This window comes from Pseudomonas sp. TE24901, assembly GCF_054058375.1.
In genome coordinates this window covers 1-5398 of record NZ_JBSSAF010000029.1, presented here as the reverse complement: position 1 = coordinate 5398, position 5398 = coordinate 1, and the positions used below count along the sequence as shown (strand labels likewise).

Genomic DNA, 5398 nt, shown 5'->3' with positions numbered 1-5398 from the left:
TCTTAACCAACCGCTCTTTAACAACTGAATCAAGCAATTCGTGTGGGTGCTTGTGGAGTCAGACTGATAGTCAACAAGATTATCAGCATCACAAGTTACTCCGCGAGAAATCAAAGATGTAACCAACGATTGCTGAGCCAAGTTTAGGGTTTCTTAAAAACCCAAAGATGTTTGAACTGAAGAGTTTGATCATGGCTCAGATTGAACGCTGGCGGCAGGCCTAACACATGCAAGTCGAGCGGTAGAGAGAAGCTTGCTTCTCTTGAGAGCGGCGGACGGGTGAGTAATGCCTAGGAATCTGCCTGGTAGTGGGGGATAACGTCCGGAAACGGACGCTAATACCGCATACGTCCTACGGGAGAAAGCAGGGGACCTTCGGGCCTTGCGCTATCAGATGAGCCTAGGTCGGATTAGCTAGTTGGTGAGGTAATGGCTCACCAAGGCGACGATCCGTAACTGGTCTGAGAGGATGATCAGTCACACTGGAACTGAGACACGGTCCAGACTCCTACGGGAGGCAGCAGTGGGGAATATTGGACAATGGGCGAAAGCCTGATCCAGCCATGCCGCGTGTGTGAAGAAGGTCTTCGGATTGTAAAGCACTTTAAGTTGGGAGGAAGGGCAGTTGCCTAATACGTAACTGTTTTGACGTTACCGACAGAATAAGCACCGGCTAACTCTGTGCCAGCAGCCGCGGTAATACAGAGGGTGCAAGCGTTAATCGGAATTACTGGGCGTAAAGCGCGCGTAGGTGGTTTGTTAAGTTGGATGTGAAATCCCCGGGCTCAACCTGGGAACTGCATTCAAAACTGACTGACTAGAGTATGGTAGAGGGTGGTGGAATTTCCTGTGTAGCGGTGAAATGCGTAGATATAGGAAGGAACACCAGTGGCGAAGGCGACCACCTGGACTGATACTGACACTGAGGTGCGAAAGCGTGGGGAGCAAACAGGATTAGATACCCTGGTAGTCCACGCCGTAAACGATGTCAACTAGCCGTTGGAAGCCTTGAGCTTTTAGTGGCGCAGCTAACGCATTAAGTTGACCGCCTGGGGAGTACGGCCGCAAGGTTAAAACTCAAATGAATTGACGGGGGCCCGCACAAGCGGTGGAGCATGTGGTTTAATTCGAAGCAACGCGAAGAACCTTACCAGGCCTTGACATCCAATGAACTTTCCAGAGATGGATTGGTGCCTTCGGGAACATTGAGACAGGTGCTGCATGGCTGTCGTCAGCTCGTGTCGTGAGATGTTGGGTTAAGTCCCGTAACGAGCGCAACCCTTGTCCTTAGTTACCAGCACGTTATGGTGGGCACTCTAAGGAGACTGCCGGTGACAAACCGGAGGAAGGTGGGGATGACGTCAAGTCATCATGGCCCTTACGGCCTGGGCTACACACGTGCTACAATGGTCGGTACAGAGGGTTGCCAAGCCGCGAGGTGGAGCTAATCCCATAAAACCGATCGTAGTCCGGATCGCAGTCTGCAACTCGACTGCGTGAAGTCGGAATCGCTAGTAATCGCGAATCAGAATGTCGCGGTGAATACGTTCCCGGGCCTTGTACACACCGCCCGTCACACCATGGGAGTGGGTTGCACCAGAAGTAGCTAGTCTAACCTTCGGGGGGACGGTTACCACGGTGTGATTCATGACTGGGGTGAAGTCGTAACAAGGTAGCCGTAGGGGAACCTGCGGCTGGATCACCTCCTTAATCGACGACATCAGCTGCTCCATAAGTTCCCACACGAATTGCTTGATTCATTGAAGAAGACGATAAAGAAGCAGCCCGAAATTGGGTCTGTAGCTCAGTTGGTTAGAGCGCACCCCTGATAAGGGTGAGGTCGGCAGTTCGAATCTGCCCAGACCCACCAATTTTGTGTGGGAAACGCCTGTAGAAATACGGGGCCATAGCTCAGCTGGGAGAGCGCCTGCCTTGCACGCAGGAGGTCAACGGTTCGATCCCGTTTGGCTCCACCACTACTGCTTCTGAAAGTTTTAAAGCTTAGAAATGAGCATTCCATCAGGTTGATGGTGAATGTTGATTTCTAGTCTTTGATTAGATCGTTCTTTAAAAATTTGGGTATGTGATAGAAAGATAGACTGAACGTTACTTTCACTGGTAACGGATCAGGCTAAGGTAAAATTTGTGAGTTCTCTTAGTTGAGAAATTCGAATTTTCGGCGAATGTCGTCTTCACAGTATAACCAGATTGCTTGGGGTTATATGGTCAAGTGAAGAAGCGCATACGGTGGATGCCTTGGCAGTCAGAGGCGATGAAAGACGTGGTAGCCTGCGAAAAGCTTCGGGGAGTCGGCAAACAGACTTTGATCCGGAGATGTCTGAATGGGGGAACCCAGCCATCATAAGATGGTTATCTTGTACTGAATACATAGGTGCAAGAAGCGAACCAGGGGAACTGAAACATCTAAGTACCCTGAGGAAAAGAAATCAACCGAGATTCCCTTAGTAGTGGCGAGCGAACGGGGACTAGCCCTTAAGTGGCTTTGAGATTAGCGGAACGCTCTGGAAAGTGCGGCCATAGTGGGTGATAGCCCTGTACGCGAAAATCTCTTAGTCATGAAATCGAGTAGGACGGAGCACGAGAAACTTTGTCTGAATATGGGGGGACCATCCTCCAAGGCTAAATACTACTGACTGACCGATAGTGAACTAGTACCGTGAGGGAAAGGCGAAAAGAACCCCGGAGAGGGGAGTGAAATAGATCCTGAAACCGTATGCGTACAAGCAGTGGGAGCAGACTTTGTTCTGTGACTGCGTACCTTTTGTATAATGGGTCAGCGACTTATTTTCAGTGGCGAGCTTAACCGAATAGGGGAGGCGTAGCGAAAGCGAGTCTTAATAGGGCGTCTAGTCGCTGGGAATAGACCCGAAACCGGGCGATCTATCCATGGGCAGGTTGAAGGTTGGGTAACACTAACTGGAGGACCGAACCGACTACCGTTGAAAAGTTAGCGGATGACCTGTGGATCGGAGTGAAAGGCTAATCAAGCTCGGAGATAGCTGGTTCTCCTCGAAAGCTATTTAGGTAGCGCCTCATGTATCACTGTAGGGGGTAGAGCACTGTTTCGGCTAGGGGGTCATCCCGACTTACCAAACCGATGCAAACTCCGAATACCTACAAGTGCCGAGCATGGGAGACACACGGCGGGTGCTAACGTCCGTCGTGAAAAGGGAAACAACCCAGACCGTCAGCTAAGGTCCCAAAGTTATGGTTAAGTGGGAAACGATGTGGGAAGGCTTAGACAGCTAGGAGGTTGGCTTAGAAGCAGCCACCCTTTAAAGAAAGCGTAATAGCTCACTAGTCGAGTCGGCCTGCGCGGAAGATGTAACGGGGCTCAAACCATACACCGAAGCTACGGGTATCACGTAAGTGATGCGGTAGAGGAGCGTTCTGTAAGCCTGTGAAGGTGAGTTGAGAAGCTTGCTGGAGGTATCAGAAGTGCGAATGCTGACATGAGTAACGACAATGGGTGTGAAAAACACCCACGCCGAAAGACCAAGGTTTCCTGCGCAACGTTAATCGACGCAGGGTTAGTCGGTCCCTAAGGCGAGGCTGAAAAGCGTAGTCGATGGAAAACAGGTTAATATTCCTGTACTTCTGGTTATTGCGATGGAGGGACGGAGAAGGCTAGGCCAGCTTGGCGTTGGTTGTCCAAGTTTAAGGTGGTAGGCTGAGATCTTAGGTAAATCCGGGATCTTAAGGCCGAGAGCTGATGACGAGCTAACTTTTAGTTAGCGAAGTGGTTGATGCCATGCTTCCAAGAAAAGCTTCTAAGCTTCAGGTAACCAGGAACCGTACCCCAAACCGACACAGGTGGTTGGGTAGAGAATACCAAGGCGCTTGAGAGAACTCGGGTGAAGGAACTAGGCAAAATGGCACCGTAACTTCGGGAGAAGGTGCGCCGGTGAGGGTGAAGGACTTGCTCCGTAAGCCCATGCCGGTCGAAGATACCAGGCCGCTGCGACTGTTTATTAAAAACACAGCACTCTGCAAACACGAAAGTGGACGTATAGGGTGTGACGCCTGCCCGGTGCCGGAAGGTTAATTGATGGGGTTAGCTAACGCGAAGCTCTTGATCGAAGCCCCGGTAAACGGCGGCCGTAACTATAACGGTCCTAAGGTAGCGAAATTCCTTGTCGGGTAAGTTCCGACCTGCACGAATGGCGTAACGATGGCGGCGCTGTCTCCACCCGAGACTCAGTGAAATTGAAATCGCTGTGAAGATGCAGTGTATCCGCGGCTAGACGGAAAGACCCCGTGAACCTTTACTATAGCTTTGCACTGGACTTTGAATTTGCTTGTGTAGGATAGGTGGGAGGCTTTGAAGCGTGGACGCCAGTCTGCGTGGAGCCATCCTTGAAATACCACCCTGGCAACTTTGAGGTTCTAACTCAGGTCCGTTATCCGGATCGAGGACAGTGTATGGTGGGTAGTTTGACTGGGGCGGTCTCCTCCTAAAGAGTAACGGAGGAGTACGAAGGTGCGCTCAGACCGGTCGGAAATCGGTCGTAGAGTATAAAGGCAAAAGCGCGCTTGACTGCGAGACAGACACGTCGAGCAGGTACGAAAGTAGGTCTTAGTGATCCGGTGGTTCTGTATGGAAGGGCCATCGCTCAACGGATAAAAGGTACTCCGGGGATAACAGGCTGATACCGCCCAAGAGTTCATATCGACGGCGGTGTTTGGCACCTCGATGTCGGCTCATCACATCCTGGGGCTGAAGCCGGTCCCAAGGGTATGGCTGTTCGCCATTTAAAGTGGTACGCGAGCTGGGTTTAGAACGTCGTGAGACAGTTCGGTCCCTATCTGCCGTGGACGTTTGAGATTTGAGAGGGGCTGCTCCTAGTACGAGAGGACCGGAGTGGACGAACCTCTGGTGTTCCGGTTGTCACGCCAGTGGCATTGCCGGGTAGCTATGTTCGGAATAGATAACCGCTGAAAGCATCTAAGCGGGAAACTAGCCTCAAGATGAGATCTCACTGGAACCTTGAGTTCCCTGAAGGGCCGTCGAAGACTACGACGTTGATAGGTTGGGTGTGTAAGCGCTGTGAGGCGTTGAGCTAACCAATACTAATTGCCCGTGAGGCTTGACCATATAACACCCAAGCAATTTGCTGACCTGAAAAGGCACCAGATTGCGGTGTGTGAAGACGAAATGAACCGAAAGTTCGACGCTCACAAAACACCGAAAACTATCACATACCCAATTTGCTGAAGCGAGGCCAACCGGTCACGACTCAGTACCCGAATTTCTTGACGACCATAGAGCATTGGAACCACCTGATCCCATCCCGAACTCAGTAGTGAAACGATGCATCGCCGATGGTAGTGTGGGGTTTCCCCATGTGAGAGTAGGTCATCGTCAAGATTAAATTCC

At 51.2% G+C, this 5398-nt stretch carries 2 tRNA genes and 3 rRNA genes; all 5 read left to right on the top strand.

The features are described from left to right. Nucleotides 1-173: 173 nt before the first annotated feature. Nucleotides 174-1710 (top strand): 16S ribosomal RNA (locus tag ACVWVP_RS30645). Between the two features lie 83 nt (nucleotides 1711-1793). Then, nucleotides 1794-1870: transfer RNA gene (locus ACVWVP_RS30640), tRNA-Ile, on the top strand. A gap of 30 nt (nucleotides 1871-1900) precedes the next feature. Continuing rightward, nucleotides 1901-1976: transfer RNA gene (locus ACVWVP_RS30635), tRNA-Ala, on the top strand. Between the two features lie 248 nt (nucleotides 1977-2224). Further along, nucleotides 2225-5116, top strand: a 23S ribosomal RNA gene (locus ACVWVP_RS30630). Nucleotides 5117-5273: 157 nt separating this feature from the next. Further along, nucleotides 5274-5389, top strand: a 5S ribosomal RNA gene (gene rrf / locus ACVWVP_RS30625). The 16S, 23S and 5S rRNA genes sit together here with 2 tRNA genes alongside, the layout of an rRNA operon. Nucleotides 5390-5398 lie beyond the last annotated feature (9 nt).